Here is a 17,463-nt window from a genome sequence, read left to right as displayed (position 1 = left end):
TAATGCCATAAGAGTTGATCTGAATTTATATTCAGATTTTGGGGGTTGCAATTGTTCTTTTACAATTGAATAAGATAGAGCTTGTGTCGGGCTATCTGTAGTCTATACCATGAAGCATAATCTTTATAAATATTGGTTACCTAAGAAAGGGCTGATTGACATGAATGAAGACTTTGTGTCTTGTGATGAATTGAAGCGTCTATCCTTTCTACCTGAAAGTTGGATAATGACCAAGCAGCGTAAATTCGATTGGACTACTTACCTAAATTCAATGGGGATGGGGATGGCATTGGAAGTTCAACTTCGAGTTTCGCCATTAATTAGATCGCTAAAATTTAAGTCTATAGACTTAGATTTTGCCGCTTGGTTACAGAATGGTTTAAAGCCATGGATAGATACGCGGCAAATGGTTCTATCTGAGTTGCAAGAATACCTAGGGATTGGTATTTACTCAGTCGAAAACAACGTTCAAATTCGTAACTATGCTAGGCTAAAAGGCATTGACATTGCGTCTCTTAGTATGAGCTGGTTAGTGGAACATCGGCATGATGATCCAGTAATTAGGTTACTACTAAAAAAACGTAATCAGGATAGTTTGTTAGAACGGTATCGAGATCGTTTAGCTAGTCTTCAGGATCACAATGGAATAGTAAAGTTATCGGGAACTTGGAATCCTTACTCATCGTATTCAGGGCGGTTTACTGCTCATGATATGGCGATGACTGCGTTACCAAAGGCCATGAGAAATTACTTCGTTGCTCCATCCAGACGTAGTTCTCCAAAAATGTATGTTAGCTTTGATACTAATCAGATTGAACTAAGACTACTTGCGGGGGCATCGAATTGTAAACTACTAATTGAACAATTTGAGAATGGGATTGACCTGCACAGCTACTTTGCCTCGAAGCTGTTTGAGACCGACCAGTCCAATGTTAGTCCGGCCATGCGTAAACTGGCTAAGACATTAATTTATGCCATGCTATATGGAGCCGGTGTTAGCCGATTAGATAAAATTGTGGCTAAGAGTGGGCTTCTAGTTCGGAGCCAACCAATGAGTATTTTACAGTCACTTTATCCTGAAGTTACTGCGTTATTACAGCGATTCCGGCAAGGAAGAGTTCTATACTATGGGCTTAAACCTACAAAATTTCAGCCAAGAATAGGTACGAAGTGGCTGCCATCATCAACCAAACAAAACTTGCCAGTCCAATCAGCTACAGCACTATTAATGAAACAAACGTTAGTAGAGCTTAGCAATAAGGTTAATGTTGTTAATGTTATACACGATGAACTTGTATGCTTATGCAACGAAGGTGATGTTGATGAAACCCGCCGATGTGTCATTGTAGCGATTATGATGGCGGCAAATAAGTTGGATTTAACATTACCACTAAAAAACATGTTATCAACACAACAATTAGGAGGAAATTATTATGACAATTATTGATTTATCACGGTTTCAAACATTAAAAGAGGGCATTTATTCGAATGCTGTTTTGAACAAAATTAATTTTGAATTTGATCAGGATCATCCGGATCATCCGAAATGGCTGGATACGGAATTTGTAATTGACGGACACCAAATCAGAGATCGCTTCTTCGTTGATGGAGATGATCGTTTCGAAAAATTGGTGGCGTCTATCCAAAATGTTCAAGACGATTTAAAGCTTGAAAGTGAAATTTGGTCCAATATGCCTTGTTCTGTAAGGCTAACCCACGATGCAATTAATGAGCGTAAGTTTTGGCACACGCATGACTGGAAGTGGGACTCAGAAACTTACCGGCAACGCTTACTAAAAGTAAAACAGACTGATAAGTTAAGTCAAGGTTCCGGTCAGGGAAGCTTGCTAGAAGATGTGAAGAAAAGGTCAGATGAACCTGACGACGACTTATTTAAGGGTGTATTCGATAAGGACGGTGATAACTAATGAAACAGACGTTATCCTTAGATAACCAGAATTTGTCTTACTTGGCAAGTTATATTAACCCCAGATTAAAATTAAAAGGCTCAGAGCGGCTAGGGGATCAGTTGAAAATTGCCCGTTTTTCGGTTAGTAATATTAACATTGAAGCATACTGGCAACAATTTGGGTTCTTAAGTGGGTTCATCCGGCAATGCTGGGTGAATTATCAGAAAACCGAACATGCGACTGTTAAGGATGCGCCCAATATGACATTGCGTCAAACTGTTACTAGTTTTGGTGTTCAATTATTACGGGAGAATACTGATGTGATTTTTGATGAAGGCAAAGAAAAAGTCAATCGTGAGGGACTTTCCAAGTTTTTAAATCGGGCACTTAATTTAAAGCAGACTGCTAATGACAATACGTTGCTCATATATAATTGGACAAAGTGTGTCTATGAAGAAGCCCAGAAAAATCAAGTGTTGGGGAAAATTATTACCGTTATTACTAACGCGATTGTGCCGGATAGCTGGTCGCAGGGATTGGACACGCACTTAGTCGCACTATTGAGTCGTGCCTTAAAACCAATTGATGGCGATAAATTTGACGTAGATTACGCTGCGTTTGGCACCCGGTTGATTGACTTGGTTACTTTGCAAGATGGCGGAGCAGTTAGCCCTCAGAAGTTAACGCGAATGCACTCAGACGTTCAATTTGATCCAACTGCAACGTGTCCATTGTTTAATCAATTTTTAGACGATGTCTTGCCAGACCCCAAAGATCAAGCCTTCCTACAGCAATACACTGGGTATTTATTGGAACCATCGTTTAAAGCCAATGCGTTTCTAGTCATCAAGGGTGATGGTCGTAATGGTAAGTCAGTTTACCTGAATTTAGTAAAAAAGTTGCTTGGTAAACTAAATATCTCGAGCAGTAAAATTGAATCATTGGCAACTGATTTTGGTCTAGCCCCATTGGTTAATAAGCGTGCCAACCTTTCCAGTGAAGGGCAGGCGGTCAGTTTTGATACAGCTGAGATTAAGGCAATTTGCAGCGGGGATGCGGTGACAATCAATGCTAAAAATCAGGCTCAATATACGACCATCTTGAAAATTAAATTTATCTTTATGACTAATAATATGCCAGTGACTACGGATACTTCGGATGGATTTTCACGACGGTTAAACATTTTACCATTTCAAGTTCAGATCCCGCTAGATAAGATCGATGTAGATTTAGAAAATAAGCTGACTGATGAACTTCCAGGTGTTCTTAACTGGGCTTTGAATGGGCTTAGTGAACTGCGAGAGAATAATTTTAATTTCACAATTTCAGATTCGATGCGTGAGGCTAAGGAGCACTACATGCTATATAGTCGACCGGTGGAACGATTTGTAAAGGCTTGTTTGGTAGAAGCACCTGGTAGTACGCTAACCATTAAATATCTACGCGAACAGTATGGTAATTGGCTGAAACGTGAGGAAATTTCGGATATGGGAACGACAAACTCGCATGTCTTTCCTAAAAAGTTAAGTGAGTCCTTTCAGTCGTTGTGGGGACAACCAGCCCCGATTGTTAATACTCATGGACACGTTAAAGGTTTAAGTGGGTATAAAGTTCGGGAGGATGCCTAATGGCAATATCTGAAGACGTTCAAAACGAATTAAGCCAATTACAGCCTTATATTGATCGATACCTTGAGCTTTGCCGAGTATTTGGTATGGATTCTGCTAAATATAATAGATTAATGTCGATTCCGGCGACAGCAAAATTATTAGGGGTTGCACGTGAAACGATTGATCTATGGCTATTAGACCCGGGGTTTCCCCGGATATTAGTAGGAAACTCACATCAAGTACGGCTTAGACAAGGAGACGTATTTGCCTACCTTAAGGACAAGGCCGTTCATTGGTATAAAGAAATTCCAAGCGACGATTGGAGTGATGAGTAATGGCAGGAACAATAAAAAAACTTTTAGATGGCCGGTATCGTGCTCAATACACATCTGGAAGTGGACCATCTAGAATCCGACATACTAAGACTATTACCAGCAGGCGTTTAGCTCAGACTTGGCTACTAGACCAAGAGCAAGCTAACCGTAGTGGTAATATGCGTATGATTCGAAATTGTTATTTTGTTGACTATTTTAAGACTTGGTACAAGCTTTTTAAGGCACCAATAGTTTCAGCGGCCACTAAGATTACGTATAAGTTAACATATCAGCATATGAAGGCCTTGATTTCAACTGTGAAACTGGTACAGCTCAATAGGACCTTGTTACAAAGTGTGTTTAATCAACTTGGACAGTTGTACTCGAAGGAAACGTGTCGTAAGCATGCTATCCAAGTAAAAGCGTGCTTAGCAAATGCTCAGTACGATGGATTGATCCAGCGAAACTTGATGCACGGAGTTGTGATTACAGGTAACGAAAAGCATTCCCGGACAGACAGAGATAAATACCTATCAATTAACGACTTCTTGAAAGTTCGACGTCATTTATTCAACCGATCGTATGGATTGAAGGATGCTAATTACCTAATTTTAGCTGTTATTAGTGCCACTGGTGTTCGAGTTGGCGAGGCAATTGGACTAAAATGGTTTGACATCGATTTTGACCAGCATCGAATTAAAATTCAACGAAGTTATGATTCGGCAGCACGAAAGATTAAGACAACTAAAACTGTTAGTGCTGTTCGGACCATCCCACTAGTCGATGACGTTTTGCGATTGCTCGTTTCATGGCACGACGATGCGCAATGTGAATCCGATTTCGTCTTTGCCAACGAAGAGGAACGTCTGCCTAAGGCTAGTAGTATTAATTCGGCATTTCATACATTACAGAGACACCTAGGTATAAAGGCTATTCACAGCCCGCATGCGTTACGCCACACGGTTGCATCTCTTTTGATAGCACAACCTGAACTTGACGTAACTTATGTTTCTCGGTTGCTGGGTCATAGTAACCCGGCTATAACACAGCGGTATTATTTACGGGTGCTTCCTGGCAAACATCAAAAAGAAGATGCGGTTGCTTTAAATACAATCGCTTTATAAATAGTAGGCACGTCCATTGAGGGCGTGCCTTTTTTGCTGTTTTAGGGGGATTAGGGGGGCATGGGGGTGTAAATACTGTTTCTGTAGATTTATGCAGTCGATTTAACCGGATTTATAAATATATATTATTATCTTGAGGAGATAGTGTAATGGCAATTGTTGCCGAACGCTATCTCTATTTTTATGTATTCGTGAGGTGATGATAATGTTTTGTATTCGGATAGTAATTGGTGATGATGTACAAAAGCGGAAGGAAGGGTGTCAAAGCAATGGTGTCTTTTGATGAAATTCTGGGTCGGATTTGTGAGTTGTTTAGCGACAATCTTGGCGAACCAGTGACACCTGATCAAGTCGGGATTGAGAGTATCCGACTATCCAAGGATGAAATTGAGTACCCAGGCATTGAGCCAGAAACGTTACCTGAGTGGGTTATCGTGCACATGTTTATTTTTGAAGATTGGTCAGGCTATGCAGTAGTTGATTTGAAGCAAAAAAGTCTTTATGGGCTTGGGACATTTTGTCTCAATGATTCTTCTAGCGGTAATAGGGGGTAGTGGAATGGTAGAACCAATGGATATTGAAGCGCTTCAGCCAATCTATCGGCAATTGGATGAGTTGGTAGGCAGCAAGAACATGGTAAAAATTTTTGAGTATTATCGAGGTGTACAAGTAATTTTACCATTGCATTTATATAATCGTGAGGCCGCAAAGCAGCAAATTGTTAAACGATATGATGGTACAAATCAGGCCGAATTAACCCGACTATATGGTTATTCAGAGAGATGGACCCGCGCCATACTACGAAATATGGAACATTGAGGAAAAGTGTACATTTGCTATTAAGTTCAGTGCAAACGAGATCTCTGGTGTTAAGTATAAGTAGGAATGACATGTACTTTGTCATGATAAGTGTGACTGTGGCAATGTTAACGAATTAATTATAATTGGTAGCAATGTCATAGGGGGCGAGTTTGGAGTGGATTTATCAGATTTATTTGCCGTTAATAAACGTATTATTGGCACCAAAATCATGTCAAAACAAGTTAATGGCAAGGCGATTGAGAAAACAGTCCTTGGTGGTTTCTGTTGGTGGGCGTTCTTCTTTACAGTGTTTTATGCAATGTTCAGTAAGAAGTATAAGACTAAAGGATTTGTTACCAAGGTGTTTGTCAACGTTTTTATATTGATTTTGATCAACTGTGGGCTATCGTATCTTTTTGATAATTCAGATTGGTTATGGAATTTGGTTGAAGCCATTTATATTGGGCTAATGTTCAATACTTGGTATTATAATCAACTGATCAAGAATGGATATCAAGAAGATCATAAGCATGCACCATTAGAATTTGAGTAACTGGGTAGAACAAGGGAGGTTATTCATGAATGAAAATGTAGACGTGGAAGCACTGCATTCGTTTTATCGTGGCATCAGCGAGCTAATTGGCGTTGAGGGTATGTTAAAAGTCTTTGAACAATATCGAGGTATGCAGGTTACGATTCCAATTCACTTGTATGACCGACATTTAGCCGCTGACCATGTGTTGCAGCAGTATAACGGTCAAAACACCTATGAATTAGCGAATAAGTATGGTTATTCTCAGCGCTGGGTGGTGAAGGTCTTAAAAGAAAAGCAGTAGATGATTTTGAAAAAATATTTTGGAGGAATGTAAACATGGATTTTTCAGATTGGTTTGATTTTAATAATCGGGTAAAGCAAAATATGACATTGGTGAAAGAAGTGGATGGCCGAACAGTCACTAAACAAGTAAAGGGGTCATTTAATTGGCTAGGTTTTATTTTCACGTTCTTTTATGCGTTGTTTAGTCAAAAATATAAGACCAAAGATTTTCTCAAAAAGGCAGCAGTTCCTTTTGTTGCACTGATTTTAATCAACTTTATTGCAGAACTTACTCTTGGCAGAGGGTTGGCGTGGGTCATCAATCTCGCAGGCGCTATTTGGTATGGTTTCATGTTTGATACTTGGTTCAAGAATCAATTGCTAGCTAATGGTTATCATATTGATAACAAGGCCCAGGTAGAGAGTGATACTGGACAACACGATTTTGAATAGATGGGATAAGTGGTGATTACTATTTCAGCAGTGACCACTTTTTCTGATGTCATCATTAGATGTTGAGGTGTGTGTGCCATTGAAAGAAAATGTTGATGTGTCAGTACTTAATCCTGTTTATCAAGAGCTTGATAAATTGATTGGTACTGAAAAGATGTTGTTGATTTATCATCAATATCGGGGCGGCCAAATGTGGGCGCCAAAACGTTTATATGGAGTTAAGTTGGTTAAAGAGCTTGTTCAACGAGAATGTGATGGTCACAATATTCATCAGTTGGCGCAACAATATCATTTTTCTGACCAGTGGATTGAAAAGGTCTGGCGGGGGTCAAAAGAAGTTTAGGAGTTGTGGGAGAAAATGAAACATTGTACAAATTGTGGATACGAATTGAAAGCGGGGGTTAAATTTTGTCCTAGTTGTGGACATGCGGTAAATGCGGACAACGAGGGTGAAACTGATCATAAGGTGGAGAAAGTCGTCAATCACCAAACTGATACTGAAGAAAAGGTCCATTCAGAAGAGCAAGCAACGCCGCGTGTTCCTGCTCGTTCACAGGATAAATCGCGAAATAATACGATTGTCATAGCTGCATTACTGGTTTTGGTTGTGTTGGCCGGATTTTTATTCATGAAAAAGCGAGTAGTTGTCTCACGCGACCAACTTGCAAGTAACATCACGAAGGCCGTACAGAACCAGGATGGAAAGTTGTTCTTGAAGCAATTCTCCAAGGATGACCAAAACCTGAAGTTTAGTGATATCGGTGCCAAAAGTGTTGTCAAAGATATTCATAACCATTCTCGGGATTCGTTAGGTGAGACGGGACGGATTATCGTTGATGGTCAACGGGTTGCTGGAACTAAAGTTAAGTATGATTTCAGTGTTGAAAGCAAAAAAGTAATGGGAATGTTTACCAGTTATTACTTAACAACTAGACGGACGCCTGTCCGAGTTTTAGACTATACCGGTAGTGGTGGTCCGGTAACAATTAAGTTGAAGGATGCCGATAATCAACGTGTGTCTAAGCAACAGCTAAGCAGTGGATTCTTTCCTGGCAAGTATACTTTTGATGTACGATCAGGTGATACGCAAGGTGATTACTGGATTTGGGCTGCAGGTGATGGTGAGACAATCGATCTAACTTTGACTTCAGATGATTAACTATAAGGGGAAGCTTAATATGAAGAAAATCTTGAAAAGGGTAGGAGTTATCAGTTTATTTGGATTAATGATGATTGGGCTGGCAGCCATGTGGTAACCAACAGTCAGCTGATAATAAGAATTCAGGATACAATAGCTTTATCAGCAAAGGGCTTAATGCAGTTGCTGAAAATAGGTTTGATAAGGCACTAACTTATTTTGATAATGCATTGACGCAAAAGCCAAAGGACAGCAAGGCTAAGGCTTATCGTGACCAGACCCAGGCTTATTTAGATACACAATCTGAGCTTAAAGATGGTGAGGTTCAAAAAGCTGTGACAACAGTGACTGCTGTGACAAAAGTTACTAATGGTGCAAAGAGTCTCAATACTAAGCTGAGCAATTTGAAGGAGAAACTGGTAGTTGGAAATAGCTTAAATAATAATATTCAAATGTAATACCAAACAGTTTACAAGCTGTTTGGTATTTTTTGTGCAAAAAAATCGGAGGAAAAGTAATGAACATGTGGATAAAAGTTGCTTTGGAAGTAACAGTCGTTGCAGTCACTAAGTTATTAGATGAAGTTGGAGGGATTAAATAATGGCCGAAGTGAACCGTAAGCATATGGAGAAAATAAACGTTACTGTGGAACAAAAGATCAAGGGTGAGTTCACCTACTGGAAGAAGTGGGTCTGGAACAAGGATGAACCACTAGTTATGGTATTAGCTAATTACCCAGTGACCGGTTCTGTAATGAAGGATAGTTTGACTGGTATCTTGATTCGAAATGCGATTGTGGATTGTGGAACTTTTGGTGGTGTTGTGATTGCAAACCTATTTAATGCGCAAGTTAAGTGGCCATGCAATAAGCGTTTAGACGAAGCTTCGGCACCGGATGGGATTGAAGAATTAATGGCTGCGACTAAACATGTGGATAAAGTGATCCTTGCTACTGGGTCGTTATCCACAAAGTATGAAGTAGCAACAGTCCGGCTCGCTGATTATATCGATCAATGTAAAGCCGAAAAGCAACAGAGAAAACTATTTTGGCTACTGAATGACGGTGGTAAGAAGGTTCATCCATTGGCGTTGAGAGATGCGCCGTGGGAGTTCGGTCCGGTGACTACTATTGATGAGAATACAACTAAGCCAGAGAAGTCACCTGTAAATACTGAATTGAAAGTGGTTGCTAATGAAGAAAAGATGAGGGTGGTTAAGAATGAGTAGGGTTTATCGAAATCCACTTAAAGGACGCAAATATAAAGCAGAGGTCAGTGTCGGATCTGGTTCTACGCGTAAAAGAAAGACTAAGACCTTTAATGATATGACTGAAGCCAGAATCTGGATTCACCAAATGGAAATTATGGCTGACCGTGGAACTGACTTTGAAAAATCACGTTGGCTCTTTATTGATTACTATTGGCAGTGGGTACAATTGTATAAGAAACCAGTTGTTTCAGCCAATACCATGCACACTTACTGGACCAGTTATCAACATTTTTCACAAGGCTTAGGCGATGTTCGGCTGGAGGATTTGACTCGTAATCGAATTCAGAAGTACTTAAATGGTTTGAACTTAAGCCATGAAAGTATTCGGAAGGATCTCATGCAACTACGAAGCTGCTTGCGTGATGCGGTTAGTGACGGTGTGCTGACCCATAATCCAGCAGCGGGCACTTTAAGGATTGTGGCGGACCCTAGCCGCACGAAAGGTGATGATCAGAAATTTATGTCGATTCATGACTTTAAAAGGGTCCGGAACTTTCTGCTAAGCTATCATTACAGAATTAATGATGTTGACCGGTTGGCTTTGCTGATCATTTCACAATCGGGTTTACGGGTTGGGGAATGCTTGGCACTAAAATATGAAGACATCGATTGTTTGCATAATACCATCACCGTAGATGAATCGTGGGACAGTAAGCATAATATTTTAAAAGAACCGAAGACCAAACATGCTAGGAGGACTATTCCTTTACCAAAGCAAGTGGTGCACATCTTGGAACAGTGGATGAGTTATCAGCGGCGTTATTTGTTTAGGGAGGGTGTTGCTAATCCGGATCAGTTCATGCTCATGAATAAACGTGGTCGTCTACCAAGGGCTAGTAGCATCAACGCTGCGTATCATCAAATTCAAATCAGACTAGGCATGGAACCCAAGTTTAGTACGCATACGTTTAGGCACACTCTAGCAAGTTTGATGGTGGCGAATGAAAATATTTCAATGGTGTACGTTTCAAGGTATCTAGGGCATGCAAGCGTGATGATTACTGAAAAGTATTATATTGGCTTGTTGCCAGAGCAGGTGGAAGTTGAAGCTGGAAAAGTATTGAAGGTGATTGAAGGGTGATTGAGAAGATAGGCCAGCAATGGTCGCTGACCTATCTTTTTTTGCCGACGAAACGCTGACAATATAGTAAAATGTAATTTATGGTATATGGTAGATTGTAAAATTAATCCGACGCTGTTCGGACAAAAAAAATCAGCTTCCCTTAAAATGGTGTTTACCACAAACACATCTTTTAGGAGCTGATCTTTTGTCTAGTATAACCTATTCTGAACGAATTAAAATCGAAACCTTTTGTGAACTAGGCCTGTCCAATATCCAAATGAGCAATCGCCTAAAACGATCACCTGCCACAATTTCTTATGAATTAGCTCGATGTGAACCTTACCAGGCCGAAGTGGCCCAAACAGATGCCGAATACAAGCGGTCACGATGTGGCCGAAAGACTAAATTGAATGACAAATTAAGGCAAATAATTTTAAACCATTTACGGCTAAGTTGGTCACCAGAAATGATAGCTCACGAATTTAAACTAGCGACTAAATCAATTTATAATTGGTTAAATCAAGGGAAAATTGAGTTTTCTTTAAATGATTTGCCTGAACATGGCGTGCGCCAACGGCGTAACCTTGACCAACGTTCTAAATATAATCAATCATTAGGACGGTCAATTGAACAGCGTCCCATGATGATTAATCAACGTAATCGCATCGGCGATTTTGAACTAGATACAGTCGTTGGTCCTCGTGGGCATAGTAAGGCAGTTTTATTAACCTTAATCGATCGCAAATCACGTTTCCTTTGGGCCTACCGATTAAAAAACCGGACAGCAGTAACTGTTAATGAAGCCCTAACTAAGTTTCTAGCAACTTTTAATGGCCCGGTGCATAGTTTTACGGTGGACCGTGGCACTGAGTTTAGCGGTCTAGTATCACTTGAAGCACAATACGGTATTAAGACCTATTACTGCCATGCTTATACGCCAGCTGAGCGCGGCAGTAATGAACGATTTAATCGGAACTTACGCTATTTTTATCCTAAGGGGACTTATTTTGAGCACATTAGTGCTCAAGGCTTGAAAACCACCTTACTCGAAATTAATCAGAGACCACTTAAAATACTTGACTGGCAAACACCTTATCAGGTCATGCTGACCAATTTGTCAAAAAATTCGGATTAAATTTGCAATCTACCATTTACACATGTTATGATTTGAATATGTTAAAAATAACATGTGTAAAGGAAAGAATATGTCACAAATAAAAATCATTGCTCCTGATCTCTTAAATGAGTCACAAAAAATTCTGAAATTACTCAGCAATCCAACTCGAATTCAGATGCTCAACGTTTTAGAGCAAAAAGAAATGAATGTCAGTGAACTTGTCGAACTATTAGGAGTCGAACAGTCAGTCATCTCTCACCAATTGGCACTTCTCAAAAATTATCAACTAGTAAGCTCCCATCGAGTAGGAAAAGCCAACTATTATCAATTAGATGATCCTCATATTTTAGATGTTATCAATGAAACTCTGGAACATGCTGATCACGTTATGCGAGGTAAAAAACATGGAGAATAAAATAGACTATGTTAAAAAGAGTCTCCAAACAGAATATCTTTCAACAATTTGGATGACCTTTGAATTTATTGTTGGTTTCTATTCAGGAATAAAAGCTAGATCAATTCTATTAATTGCTTTCGGTTTGGACAGCTTTTTAGAAATTATTTCTGGAAGTACTCTAATTTGGCGTTTAAAAAAAGAATTCAATAAGGCTCCTGTCAAACAAATTGAAAATGCTGAAAAGAAATCTTCTTTGATCGTCGGTAGTGTATTATTACTGCTATCAATTTACGTCATCACCGTATCAATTTTCAATTTGGTCACCCATCAAACGGCTGATACCAGTATTTCAGGTATCTCAATCGCAATTGCTTCAGTTCTACTAATGCCTTTCTTCACTTTTAAGAAACGTTCTTTAGGTAAAAATATTAATTCCGATGCTCTAGTTGAGGATGGTATGTGCAATATTACTTGCGCCTACATGGCAGGAACCGTTCTTTTGGGCGCCATTCTAACTGCTCTCTTTGGTTTATGGTGGGTCGATTCAATTGCTGCTTTAGTGCTAGTTTATTTTATTGCAAGTGAGGGTCTGGAATCATTAAAAAATGGTTTAAATAAATATTAAATGGTAAATTCTATAATTAATCCGAACAAAAATTAAAAAAAGCCCAAAGCAATCTCTTACAATGGTAGTAGCTAATTCCAACCAACTATAAGGAGCGATTACTTTGGGTATCTCTACTTTATCACGTTTTCAACGTGGCGCGCTAGCACAACTAGTCAGTGAAGGTCATCATACTTACCAAGATATGGCTGACGCTTTAGGCGTTGCCAAATCTACCATTCACTATGAATTGAACCGGGTTAAACCTTATGACCCTGAATTGGCCCAACAAGATGCTGACCGCAAAAGACGGGCTTGCGGTCGCCATTCGATTCTAACATCATCATTAGTGACTTTAATTACCAATCACTTGCGATTAACCTGGTCACCAGAAGCGGTCGCGACTGCTTTTAACTTGGGTACCGCTTCAATTTATAATTGGCTTAATCGTGGCTGGTTACCTTTCGAATTAGCTGATCTACCTAATCGAAATATCCGACAGTGTCGAGTTAATGAACACCGTGGCACATTTACAAGTGGGACTTCGATTGAACAACGACCAACAATTGTTAATCAGCGGTTAGCTTTTGGTCATTGGGAAGTAGATACAGTGCTTTCTGGCCGGAAAGCGTCACGAGCATGCCTGGTCACTTTTGTAGAACGTAAGACGCGACTTCTATGGGCCATAAAAGCCCCTAACCGAACTGCCAAGGCCTTAAATAGCGCCTTTGAAAAGTTTATGGGAACCTTTGGTTCCCAAGTGAAATCTATAACTGTTGATCATGGTAAAGAGTTTGCCGATTATCAATCCATAGAACAAGACTATCAAATTAAAGTTTATTTTTGCCATCCATATTCACCATGGGAACGGGGTTCCAATGAATATTTCAATCGACGGTTACGTTGGTTCTTCCCGAAAAAGACTAACTTTGGCCAGGTAACGACAGATGAAATCCTGGCAGCGCTTGAACTTATTAACCAACGGCCATTAAAAATCCATCATCAACAAACTGCCATTGAAAGTTTCCGGGCTTGTTCGGATTAAACTTGTAATTTGCCAAATTCAAATTAATTTTTAAATAAGAGGCAGATTGCAAGAAATAACTTGAACAAATTTAGTAACGCAGATTACGCAAAAAGATCTCAATCGGTGTTCGCCAATTTAAACATTTGAGTGGTCGGGAATTCAAATACCAGTTAATTTGAATCAATTCATCATCGGTAATCTCATCAATCGGTTGACCTTTGGGAATGAAGCGGCGTAGTACTCGGTTGCGATTTTCATTACTGCCTCGTTCATGTGGCGAATAAGCGTGCGCAAAGTACAGCTGAACACCGGTCTGTTCTTCAATCAAATTGTAGTTGGCGAATTCTTTCCCATGGTCAACAGTAAGGGTCTTGAGATTATCTCCTAACTGGTTAGCCAATTCTAAAATAGCCTTGGTCATTGAAGTACTATCTCGTCCATTAAGCCGTTTAACGATGGTAAGCCGACTCTTACGCTCGACAAACGTAGCTACTGCTTGACCTTTACGTTTTCCAGATAAAACTGTATCAGCTTCGAAGTGACCTGAAGTATTACGATCAGAAATTTCAGCTGGACGATCTTCGATGGAACGTCTATGACTAAAACTACCACGGTTTTCTTTAGCTCGTTTGCGACGAATACCATGGTCAGGTAAATCAGTCACATTAATATCCAGTAGTCCCTGATTAATCCAGTTATAGATGGTTTTGTAGGCAATTCTAACTACATGAGCCACTTGTTCAATTGACCATTTTTGAATCTTGATTTTTTCTTCAATCAATCGCTTTAGGTTAGTCGTTAAGATGGTTTTACGACCACGATGACTAAGTTTAACTTCATGGTCAGTTTGAGCCTTAACTGCGTGATACTCACCAGCTAAGAACCTGTCTAGTATCTTTTAAGAACTATCTTCAGGAAGGCCAATACAACCATTTGAAGACTGCTGTTAAGGGCACGTTCACAGTTTTTCCAAAGTCGCCGACATTTGTCTAGCCAACTCCATGAACGTTCAATGATCCATCGTTGCGGTAACACCGTGAACGTATGCAACTCGTTGCGTTTAGCTACCGTCGTTTTAGCATTCAAAATGAGCTTCACCTGATCCGCAAAGTCATTGCCAGTGTAGCCACCATCAACCATGACATGCTGAACCAGCTCTAAATTTTGGCTAGCCAAACTAAACATAGCCAATGCACCTGAACGATCTGATACATTAGCTCGTGTCACGAGAATGGCTTGTGGTAAACCATTAATATCAACCGCCATGTGACGCTTAATCCCTGAAATCTTTTTGCCGCCATCGTAGCCACTATTTTTCGTTAAATCAGTGGTTTTAACACTTTGAGCATCAACAATCACAAACGACGTTCGGGCCGATCGGCCCTGTGCAAAGCGATAGGATGCAACAGTTTTTTTAAAAGCCTTTCTAATAGCGAATCAGCTGTCGGGTCTGGTTTATCTCGCCACATATCGTAATAGCGGTAGACAGTGTGCCATTCCGGGAAATCGTGCGGTAATTCACGCCATTGACACCCTGTAGTAAGCGAGTAAAGGATGGCATTGAATACGTCATAAAGATCATAACGACGCGGTCTTGTATGCTTGCGGAAGTTTTCTAAATCAGGTTGTATTAACGCAAATTGCGCTCGAGAAATATTGCTTGGATAATCTGGCATGACAAACTCCTCAGTCGGTTTTCCACAATTCTACCAGATTCAGCAGATACTAGACAGGTTCTAAGCGATGAACCTCATTAAAGATAGTGGTTTTACTAAAGCCTAAATAATCAGCAATATATTGAAGTGAGTGCTTTTCATGATGAAGTGTTTCGATGACAACGCGGTCTTCAAATGATAAAATAGTGGTGCCCATAAAGGTCCTTCTTTCTAGTGGAATGTTGTGGTGACACCATTAAAGACCTTTATGGGTTTTTCTGTCCACTAATATGTTCAACTTAAATTTTACAATCTACCATATTTAAAAATCTAAATATTAACTAGAAACGCCGTTAACATAAGATTTCGGCAGATGAAGTTGACGTAAAGTGGACACTACGGTGTTTTCAGAAAACACTTAGAAGTGTTGACGTACCAATACTTGCAGGCGGTGTCCGCCTCGCCTTTCTGGGAAGACCAAATCGCACCTAAGTTATTAGACGGCAAGAATGTAATCATTGCTGCCCACGGTAACTCATTACGTGCCTTAAGCAAGTACATCGAACAAATCAGTGATGATGATATCATGGACCTTGAAATGGCTACTGGTGAACCAGTTGTCTATGACTTTGATGAAAAGTTAAAGGTTCTTGGTAAGGAAAAGTTAGGCAAATAATTTAATAGTTATTTACTAGTTTTTTGGAGCACTCCGCTGTCTCAGGGGAGTGCTTTTTTGGGCGCTGAGGGCCGATAACGTGGGATTGAGTTGGTATTTGGTGGCAACACGGATGCTGGTTGTCATCATGGAAACTAAGTTTTTTGTTTCAGAAAGTAACCGGTCTTATATATTTAGATAAAATCAATTATGATCAATGATGGTGAATGGTCACTTGAAGGTTTGAGGATTCTTGACCGAGCAATTGTTAATCAGTTAAATTAATGAATTAAGAGTGGTGGTCGCTAACTGGTCACTACTTGATGAAACAGTGATTAAGCATTAGGGGCTACGCGGGTAAAATTAAGCCCCCAATCCTCCCGGTCAAACGTGGAGATTGGAAATTGAGGATTTAAAAGGGGATAAAGCTGAATGAATATCAAAAGGTACGGGGTCGATGCGCCGTTTGCGCTATTGATCTACACCGCTTTTGGTGTGGGGCTAGTGTTACATGCCTACGTAAATCGGTTGAACTATCCGATTGGCATCGAAATGACGCTGGGAATTATATTATTGTTGGGTGCGTTGTTATTTTTGCACACCACGGCACAGGGGAAGTACCGACTGTTTGATGAGGCGATTCGCCACTTGAACCTGACACCTGACAGTCAGGTCTTAGACTTAGGCTGTGGTCGGGGAGCACTGTTGACCAAAATCGCCCAACAATTGGGACCAGCTGGCAAAGCAACCGGATTAGATCTGTGGTTGTCGCGGGACCAATCACATAACAAAATAACCATAACACAAAAGAACGTGGATGATTTAGGATTAACGAATCGAGTTAATTTAGTAACGGGGGATATGACCAAGTTAGACTTTCCTGACGCAGGTTTTGACGTGGTGACGTCCAGCTTTGCCATCCATAATATCAAAAATGAACAAGCCCGAATCAATGCTGTCAAGGAAGCCATTCGGGTGCTCAAACCCGGTGGACACATCATGATCATTGATACGGGTCGCAATATCAACGAGTACGGTCAGGTTTTTCAAGACGCTGGCTTGCAAATCACCCAGTCAATGAGTTTAGGATTTAACGGTTGGTGGGCGACCCCGCTAACTGATAGTTACGTGGTCGCTGGCAATAAGCCAACAAATAAAACGGCAAAATAAGATTAAAGAAGAGAATTGGAGTTATAGTTAAATATGAGTGAAAAAGCAACAGAAGTAACACAACGTGAAATGATTCGAATTATTGGCTTGTTCCGGAAGCAAGGGTTTAAGGGCAACTACCTTAGTTTTCAACACGTCGTCGATTAAGGTGCTACGTACTTCGTTGTCATGGGTGACGAGAACAATGGGAATCAAGGGCTATTTAAAGCCAACCTATTGACTGGTGAAGTGGCCTTTCAGTATATGTTGGATGAGGACCATGTCGTCAGTTCAAAGTAATAAAGATACGACAACTAACTAAATACAAGCTACTAGTGGATAAAGTAAGATGACGTCGAA

The 17,463-nt window shown here is 40.1% G+C and carries 21 protein-coding genes and 4 pseudogenes; 22 read left to right on the top strand and 3 right to left on the bottom strand.

Annotation, left to right across the window (positions count from 1 at the left end):
- Positions 1-109 precede the first annotated feature (109 nt).
- The 19 genes from LP667_RS13720 to LP667_RS13630 all read left to right on the top strand — a co-directional run bounded on the left by LP667_RS13720 (position 110) and on the right by LP667_RS13630 (position 13,662).
- Entirely contained in the window at positions 110-1,447 is a 1,338-nt protein-coding gene (locus LP667_RS13720) for a DNA polymerase (protein ID WP_056988571.1), read from the top strand.
- Positions 1,434-1,928 carry a hypothetical protein gene (locus tag LP667_RS13715; protein WP_056988570.1) on the top strand — a complete coding sequence of 165 codons (495 nt, stop codon included), beginning with the start codon at positions 1,434-1,436 and terminating at the stop codon, positions 1,926-1,928. Before LP667_RS13720 ends, LP667_RS13715 begins: the two co-directional genes overlap by 14 nt.
- On the top strand, positions 1,928-3,538 hold the full coding sequence (locus LP667_RS13710) for a DNA primase family protein (protein ID WP_056988569.1): 1,611 nt from the start codon (positions 1,928-1,930) through the stop codon (positions 3,536-3,538). Before LP667_RS13715 ends, LP667_RS13710 begins: the two co-directional genes overlap by 1 nt.
- Positions 3,538-3,855 carry a helix-turn-helix transcriptional regulator gene (locus LP667_RS13705; protein ID WP_056988568.1) on the top strand — a complete coding sequence of 106 codons (318 nt, stop codon included), beginning with the start codon at positions 3,538-3,540 and terminating at the stop codon, positions 3,853-3,855. The genes LP667_RS13710 and LP667_RS13705 overlap by 1 nt, the downstream gene beginning before the upstream one ends.
- Complete coding sequence (locus LP667_RS13700) at positions 3,855-4,958, top strand: tyrosine-type recombinase/integrase (protein WP_056988567.1); 1,104 nt, start codon at positions 3,855-3,857, stop codon at positions 4,956-4,958. The genes LP667_RS13705 and LP667_RS13700 overlap by 1 nt, the downstream gene beginning before the upstream one ends.
- Before the next feature lie 269 nt (positions 4,959-5,227).
- Positions 5,228-5,512, top strand: coding sequence for a hypothetical protein (locus LP667_RS16805; protein ID WP_056988566.1), 285 nt, complete (start codon positions 5,228-5,230; stop codon positions 5,510-5,512).
- Between the two features lie 4 nt (positions 5,513-5,516).
- Entirely contained in the window at positions 5,517-5,777 is a 261-nt protein-coding gene (locus LP667_RS13695) for a Mor transcription activator family protein (RefSeq protein ID WP_056988565.1), read from the top strand.
- Between the two features lie 157 nt (positions 5,778-5,934).
- Positions 5,935-6,312 (top strand): hypothetical protein, encoded by a 378-nt coding sequence (locus tag LP667_RS13690; RefSeq protein ID WP_056988564.1) that lies wholly within the window; start codon positions 5,935-5,937, stop codon positions 6,310-6,312.
- A 25-nt stretch (positions 6,313-6,337) separates the two neighbouring features.
- A complete protein-coding gene (locus tag LP667_RS13685; RefSeq protein WP_027821705.1) occupies positions 6,338-6,595 on the top strand; it encodes a Mor transcription activator family protein in 258 nt (85 codons plus the stop codon).
- 35 nt (positions 6,596-6,630) lie between these two features.
- Positions 6,631-7,029: a hypothetical protein gene (locus LP667_RS13680; protein ID WP_056988563.1), complete on the top strand. Its 399-nt coding sequence runs from the start codon at positions 6,631-6,633 to the stop codon at positions 7,027-7,029.
- Positions 7,030-7,108: 79 nt separating this feature from the next.
- Positions 7,109-7,372 carry a Mor transcription activator family protein gene (locus LP667_RS13675; RefSeq protein WP_056988562.1) on the top strand — a complete coding sequence of 88 codons (264 nt, stop codon included), beginning with the start codon at positions 7,109-7,111 and terminating at the stop codon, positions 7,370-7,372.
- 15 nt (positions 7,373-7,387) lie between these two features.
- On the top strand, positions 7,388-8,188 hold the full coding sequence (locus LP667_RS13670) for a zinc-ribbon domain-containing protein (RefSeq protein ID WP_121018933.1): 801 nt from the start codon (positions 7,388-7,390) through the stop codon (positions 8,186-8,188).
- Positions 8,189-8,262: 74 nt separating this feature from the next.
- The gene (locus LP667_RS13665) at positions 8,263-8,625 is read left to right on the top strand and encodes a hypothetical protein (protein ID WP_056988561.1); all 363 of its coding nucleotides are present in this window, start codon (positions 8,263-8,265) and stop codon (positions 8,623-8,625) included.
- A gap of 142 nt (positions 8,626-8,767) precedes the next feature.
- Entirely contained in the window at positions 8,768-9,394 is a 627-nt protein-coding gene (locus LP667_RS13660; protein ID WP_056988560.1) for a DUF1643 domain-containing protein, read from the top strand.
- On the top strand, positions 9,387-10,517 hold the full coding sequence (locus LP667_RS13655) for a tyrosine-type recombinase/integrase (protein WP_056988559.1): 1,131 nt from the start codon (positions 9,387-9,389) through the stop codon (positions 10,515-10,517). The genes LP667_RS13660 and LP667_RS13655 overlap by 8 nt, the downstream gene beginning before the upstream one ends.
- A gap of 187 nt (positions 10,518-10,704) precedes the next feature.
- Positions 10,705-11,634: an IS30 family transposase gene (locus tag LP667_RS13645; protein ID WP_114648719.1), complete on the top strand. Its 930-nt coding sequence runs from the start codon at positions 10,705-10,707 to the stop codon at positions 11,632-11,634.
- Between the two features lie 70 nt (positions 11,635-11,704).
- Entirely contained in the window at positions 11,705-12,031 is a 327-nt protein-coding gene (locus LP667_RS13640) for an ArsR/SmtB family transcription factor (RefSeq protein WP_025086031.1), read from the top strand.
- Positions 12,021-12,638: a cation efflux transmembrane domain-containing protein gene (locus tag LP667_RS13635; protein WP_056988860.1), complete on the top strand. Its 618-nt coding sequence runs from the start codon at positions 12,021-12,023 to the stop codon at positions 12,636-12,638. Before LP667_RS13640 ends, LP667_RS13635 begins: the two co-directional genes overlap by 11 nt.
- Positions 12,639-12,741: 103 nt before the next feature.
- Positions 12,742-13,662 (top strand): IS30 family transposase, encoded by a 921-nt coding sequence (locus tag LP667_RS13630; protein WP_016511843.1) that lies wholly within the window; start codon positions 12,742-12,744, stop codon positions 13,660-13,662.
- Positions 13,663-13,732: 70 nt separating this feature from the next.
- On the opposite strand, the pseudogene LP667_RS13625 reads toward LP667_RS13630, so the two are convergent.
- The 3 genes and pseudogenes from LP667_RS13625 to LP667_RS13615 all read right to left on the bottom strand — a co-directional run.
- Positions 13,733-14,524, bottom strand: a pseudogene (locus tag LP667_RS13625) (IS30 family transposase); the annotation flags it as partial.
- Between the two features lie 8 nt (positions 14,525-14,532).
- A protein-coding gene (locus LP667_RS13620; RefSeq protein WP_103152732.1) for an IS5 family transposase occupies positions 14,533-15,320 on the bottom strand; the annotation gives its coding sequence in 2 pieces (ribosomal slippage) (positions 14,533-15,053 and positions 15,053-15,320; 789 coding nt in all).
- A gap of 61 nt (positions 15,321-15,381) precedes the next feature.
- Positions 15,382-15,516: pseudogene (locus LP667_RS13615) on the bottom strand (helix-turn-helix domain-containing protein); the annotation flags it as partial.
- Positions 15,517-15,762: 246 nt separating this feature from the next.
- Here LP667_RS13615 and LP667_RS13610 point away from each other — a divergent pair.
- From LP667_RS13610 to LP667_RS17350, 3 genes and pseudogenes are all read left to right on the top strand, one after another.
- Positions 15,763-15,975: pseudogene (locus LP667_RS13610) on the top strand (2,3-bisphosphoglycerate-dependent phosphoglycerate mutase); the annotation flags it as partial.
- 411 nt (positions 15,976-16,386) lie between these two features.
- Positions 16,387-17,124: a class I SAM-dependent methyltransferase gene (locus tag LP667_RS13605; RefSeq protein ID WP_021731129.1), complete on the top strand. Its 738-nt coding sequence runs from the start codon at positions 16,387-16,389 to the stop codon at positions 17,122-17,124.
- Positions 17,125-17,157: 33 nt separating this feature from the next.
- Positions 17,158-17,403: pseudogene (locus LP667_RS17350) on the top strand (hypothetical protein).
- Positions 17,404-17,463: the final 60 nt, after the last annotated feature.

This window comes from Lactiplantibacillus paraplantarum, assembly GCF_003641145.1.
Taxonomy (GTDB): domain Bacteria; phylum Bacillota; class Bacilli; order Lactobacillales; family Lactobacillaceae; genus Lactiplantibacillus; species Lactiplantibacillus paraplantarum.
The sequence above is the reverse complement of the archived record's forward strand: the minus strand, read 5'-3'. Positions and strand labels throughout refer to the sequence as shown.

Coding starts and splice junctions, on each gene's coding strand:
- LP667_RS13720 (WP_056988571.1), top strand. CDS start 110: ATGAAGCATAATCTTTATAAATATTGGTTACCTAAGAAAGGGCTGATT.
- LP667_RS13715 (WP_056988570.1), top strand. CDS start 1,434: ATGACAATTATTGATTTATCACGGTTTCAAACATTAAAAGAGGGCATT.
- LP667_RS13710 (WP_056988569.1), top strand. CDS start 1,928: ATGAAACAGACGTTATCCTTAGATAACCAGAATTTGTCTTACTTGGCA.
- LP667_RS13705 (WP_056988568.1), top strand. CDS start 3,538: ATGGCAATATCTGAAGACGTTCAAAACGAATTAAGCCAATTACAGCCT.
- LP667_RS13700 (WP_056988567.1), top strand. CDS start 3,855: ATGGCAGGAACAATAAAAAAACTTTTAGATGGCCGGTATCGTGCTCAA.
- LP667_RS16805 (WP_056988566.1), top strand. CDS start 5,228: ATGGTGTCTTTTGATGAAATTCTGGGTCGGATTTGTGAGTTGTTTAGC.
- LP667_RS13695 (WP_056988565.1), top strand. CDS start 5,517: ATGGTAGAACCAATGGATATTGAAGCGCTTCAGCCAATCTATCGGCAA.
- LP667_RS13685 (WP_027821705.1), top strand. CDS start 6,338: ATGAATGAAAATGTAGACGTGGAAGCACTGCATTCGTTTTATCGTGGC.
- LP667_RS13680 (WP_056988563.1), top strand. CDS start 6,631: ATGGATTTTTCAGATTGGTTTGATTTTAATAATCGGGTAAAGCAAAAT.
- LP667_RS13670 (WP_121018933.1), top strand. CDS start 7,388: ATGAAACATTGTACAAATTGTGGATACGAATTGAAAGCGGGGGTTAAA.
- LP667_RS13660 (WP_056988560.1), top strand. CDS start 8,768: ATGGCCGAAGTGAACCGTAAGCATATGGAGAAAATAAACGTTACTGTG.
- LP667_RS13655 (WP_056988559.1), top strand. CDS start 9,387: ATGAGTAGGGTTTATCGAAATCCACTTAAAGGACGCAAATATAAAGCA.
- LP667_RS13640 (WP_025086031.1), top strand. CDS start 11,705: ATGTCACAAATAAAAATCATTGCTCCTGATCTCTTAAATGAGTCACAA.
- LP667_RS13635 (WP_056988860.1), top strand. CDS start 12,021: ATGGAGAATAAAATAGACTATGTTAAAAAGAGTCTCCAAACAGAATAT.
- LP667_RS13605 (WP_021731129.1), top strand. CDS start 16,387: ATGAATATCAAAAGGTACGGGGTCGATGCGCCGTTTGCGCTATTGATC.